Consider the following 3,570-nt stretch of genomic DNA (forward strand, 5'->3'; position numbering starts at 1 on the left):
GGCCGCTGGGGCCGCTGGCCGGCAGCCACGCATCGCGTGAAGGTCATGAGGTTGCCGGCCAGCGGCCGGCACTACCCGGCTTTGCCCACCAAGGCCGGAACCCCGCTGCGCAGGCGGGGTTTCGCATTTCAGGGTTAGTCTGTGCGCCTCTTCCGTGGAGTCGTCTGTCGATGCGTCGCCGTTCCCTCGCCCTTGCCCTGTCCCTGCTGATGCCGGCATCCGCTTTCGCCCAGGCCCAGCCACAGGTTGCGCCGACCTCGGCGCCTGCGCCACGCAGCCCAGCCACCGTCACCCTGGCCGCCGCGCCGGCCGACTGGCGTGCACTGGATGGACAGCACGTGCGCATCGCCGCGCCGCTCACCCTGGCCGGCACCGATGGCCTGGAACGCTTCGGCCAGCTCACCGTCGCCTTCGATGGCCGCCTGTGGCAGCCGACCGAAGTGGCCGCGCCCGGCAGTGCCGGGATCGAACAGGTGATGGCCGACAACCAGCGCCGCCGCCTGCTGCTGGACGATGGCAGCAATGTGCGTGATCCGGCCAGCGTCGCCTACCTGCCGGGCAACCCGGTGCTGCGTACCGGCATGCAGCTGCGCAACGTGGAAGGCACCGTGCGCGTGGACGCGCAGGGCCGGCCCAGCCTGCAGGTGGATGGTGTACTGAAGCTGCCTGACCTGCAGCGCCCGGCCGTGCCGACCGTGCCCGGCAGCCTGCATATCGCCGCGTTCAACCTGGAGAATTTCTTCAATGGTGACGGCAAGGGCGGTGGGTTCCCGACCCTGCGCGGCGCGCGCACGCTGGACGAGCACAAGGCGCAGGTCGGCAAGCTGGTCGCCACCGTCAACGCGCTGGGCGCCGACATCGCCGCGCTGATGGAACTGGAGAACGACGGTTATGGCCCGCAGTCGGCCATCGCCGAACTGGTGGATGCGCTCAATGCCAGCCTCGCCGCAGACAAACAGTGGGCGTTCGTCGATGCCGGCCAAGGCCCCGGCAGCAATCCGATCCGCGTCGGCATCATCTACCGCAAGAGCGAATTCAAGCCGCTCGGCACGCCGCTGACCAAGCTCGACGGTCCCTTCGTCGAACACAGYCGTGCGCCGCTGGCACAGGCCTTCCAGGGCAAGGGCGCACCGTTCATGGTGGTCGCCAACCACTTCAAGTCCAAGGGCTGCCGTGATGCCAGTGGCGCCGACGCCGACCGCAATGACGGGCAGGGCTGCTGGAACGCCACCCGCGTGGAATCGGCCAGGCAGCTCCACACCTGGGTGCAGGCCGAAGCCGCGCGCCTGAAGGTGAAGGACGTGGTGCTGATGGGCGACTTCAACGCCTACGCGATGGAAGATCCGATCCGCACCCTGCACGACCTGGGCTGGCAGGATGCCTTCAAGGTGGCCAAGGTCGAACAGCCCTACAGCTACGTCTACAACGGCTACACCGGCCGCCTCGATCACGCGCTGCTCAGCCCGACCATGGTCAAGCGACTCGCCGGCGCCGCCGAGTGGCACAGCAATGCCGACGAGCAGGACGCCAGCGGCTACCAGGGCCGCAACGTGCAGGGCCCGTGGCGCAGCTCCGACCACGACCCGCTGCTGCTGGGCTTCGACAAGTAAGCCCTCGCCGGGGTCGGATCCCATTCCCACGGAATGGGCTCTGACCCCGGGCATCACTTACCCCCAGGCGATCAACCCGATCGCCAGCACCGCCAGCGCCAGGCCGGCCCGGTTCCAGCGCGTGGTCGGCTCGCCGAAGGCGAACACACCCACCAGCGCACCCAGCACCACTACGCCGATGTTCATGCCGGCGAACACGGTGGCCGGGCTGTCCGGCATCGACTGGTGCGCATGCACGTAGAACAGGATGTTGCCGCCATTGAGCAGGCCCAGCAGTGCACCCGCACCCAGGTTGCGCCAGGCCAGGCGGCTGCGCCCACTGAAATGCCGCCACAACTGCAGCGCCAGCATCAGTACGAAGGCCACGCTGAAACTGGCCAGCACCGCGGCCATCGACGGCGTGCCCGACAGCGCCACCTGCTTCAGCAGCACATCCACCACCGCAAAGCCGGCCCACACGGCCAGCAACCAGCCCCAGCCGCCGGCTGAAGCGGCCACCGCGGGACCGCGCGAGCGCAGGCTGATGGCCACCATCGCCAGCAGGCCCAGGCCCAGCCCGACCAGCTTCCACGGCGTTGCGGTCTGCCCGAAGAACAGGAACGCCGCCGCCAGCGACAGCAGCAGCGACAAGCGCTGCGCCACGTCACTGCGGACGATGCCGGCCACCGCCACCGCGCGGCCCAGCACCAGGAAGATCGAGGGCAGCACCACCGCCAGTGCCAGCAGCGAAACCCACGGCGCATGCGGGGCGCGCAAGGCGTCCAGCGGCGGCTGCAACACCACTGCTGTCATCGTCGCGGCGACCAGATAGTTCCAGGTCACCATCTGTGCAACATCCAGCTGGCGACGGCCAGCCAGCTTCAACAACACCGAAACCAGCACACTGCAGATCACGGCCAGGGACAGGTAGAACATGGGGCGGGCACAGGGCTGGGGCGGGGGACGTTATCATGGTGCCATGCACAAGCCCTCGTTCCCTGTCGCCGCTGGCGAAACCGCATGCCTGGTGCTGGATGGCCCGGTTGGTCCGCTGGAAGTGGTCGTCGACCTGCCCAAGGCCGATGTGCCGATGCAGCCGATCGTGGCCGTCATCTGCCATCCGCTGTCCACCGAAGGCGGCACCCTGCACAACAAGGTGGTCACCATGACCGCCACCACCCTGCGCGAGCTGGGCATTGCCACGGTGCGCTTCAACTTCCGCAGCGTCGGCGGCTCTGCCGGTGAATTCGACCATGGCGTGGGCGAGCAGGAGGACCTCAAGGCCGTCACCGCCTGGGTCCGCCAGCAGCGCCCGGACGACCGCCTGTGGCTGGCCGGTTTCAGCTTCGGCGCGTTCGTTTCGCTGAAGGCTGCCGCCGAGCTGCAGCCCGAAGCGCTGATCTCGATCGCGCCGCCGGCGGGCCGTTGGGACTTCGATGGCATCGCGCCGCCGGCCCGCTGGCTGGTGATCCAGGGCGAGCGGGATGAAATCGTCGACCCGCAGGCCGTGTTCCAGTGGCTGGACACCCTCGATGCCCCGCATGAACTGGTGCGCATGCCCGAAACCAGCCACTTCTTCCACCGCAAGCTGATCGACCTGCGCGGCGCGCTCACCCACGGCGTCAAGCATTGGCTGGGCACGGCGGCATGAGCGAGGTGGAACTGACCCCGACGCAGCGTTATGCGGCCGGGGTGGAACGCGGCGATTGGCAGAACGACCCGGCCCAGCATGCGGCCCTGGCCGAGCTGGACCGGATCCATCTGGCCCTAGTGGACAGCGCCGAGGACGGCTGGCTGGACCGCCTGTCCTCGTTCTGGAAGAAGCCCGAGCCGGTCAAGGGCCTGTACTTCTGGGGCGGCGTCGGCCGCGGCAAGACCTTCCTGGTTGACCTGTTCTACGACGGCCTGCCGATCAAGCAGAAGTACCGCACCCACTTCCATCGGTTCATGCGCAACGTCCACGAGCGCCTGCGCGAGCACC

The 3,570-nt window shown here is 68.5% G+C and carries 4 protein-coding genes; 3 read left to right on the top strand and 1 reads right to left on the bottom strand.

Annotated elements, in window-relative coordinates:
- Window positions 1-170 precede the first annotated feature (170 nt).
- Entirely contained in the window at window positions 171-1,610 is a 1,440-nt protein-coding gene (locus AB4Y84_RS16250; protein ID WP_442250444.1) for an ExeM/NucH family extracellular endonuclease, read from the top strand.
- 57 nt (window positions 1,611-1,667) lie between these two features.
- Here the strand turns inward: AB4Y84_RS16250 and AB4Y84_RS16255 are convergent, their stop codons facing one another.
- Window positions 1,668-2,525 carry an EamA family transporter gene (locus AB4Y84_RS16255; RefSeq protein ID WP_312786610.1) on the bottom strand — a complete coding sequence of 286 codons (858 nt, stop codon included), beginning with the start codon at window positions 2,523-2,525 and terminating at the stop codon, window positions 1,668-1,670.
- Between the two features lie 43 nt (window positions 2,526-2,568).
- Here AB4Y84_RS16255 and AB4Y84_RS16260 point away from each other — a divergent pair, with 43 nt between their 5' ends.
- Together AB4Y84_RS16260 and zapE are read left to right on the top strand one after the other, a co-directional pair.
- Window positions 2,569-3,240, top strand: coding sequence for an alpha/beta hydrolase (locus tag AB4Y84_RS16260; RefSeq protein ID WP_442243999.1), 672 nt, complete (start codon window positions 2,569-2,571; stop codon window positions 3,238-3,240).
- On the top strand, window positions 3,237-3,570 hold a 334-nt coding region (gene zapE / locus AB4Y84_RS16265), incomplete at its 3' end, for an AFG1/ZapE family ATPase (protein WP_442250445.1). The genes AB4Y84_RS16260 and zapE, both read left to right, overlap by 4 nt.

Origin of the sequence: Stenotrophomonas sp. 2YAF22 (assembly GCF_052114665.1) — a bacterium.
Lineage (GTDB): Bacteria > Pseudomonadota > Gammaproteobacteria > Xanthomonadales > Xanthomonadaceae > Stenotrophomonas > Stenotrophomonas indicatrix.

What these genes read in the sequence shown, in the direction of transcription:
- AB4Y84_RS16255 (WP_312786610.1), bottom strand. Translation starts at nt 2,525, where the DNA reads ATGTTCTACCTGTCCCTGGCCGTGATCTGCAGTGTGCTGGTTTCGGTG.
- AB4Y84_RS16260 (WP_442243999.1), top strand. Translation starts at nt 2,569, where the DNA reads ATGCACAAGCCCTCGTTCCCTGTCGCCGCTGGCGAAACCGCATGCCTG.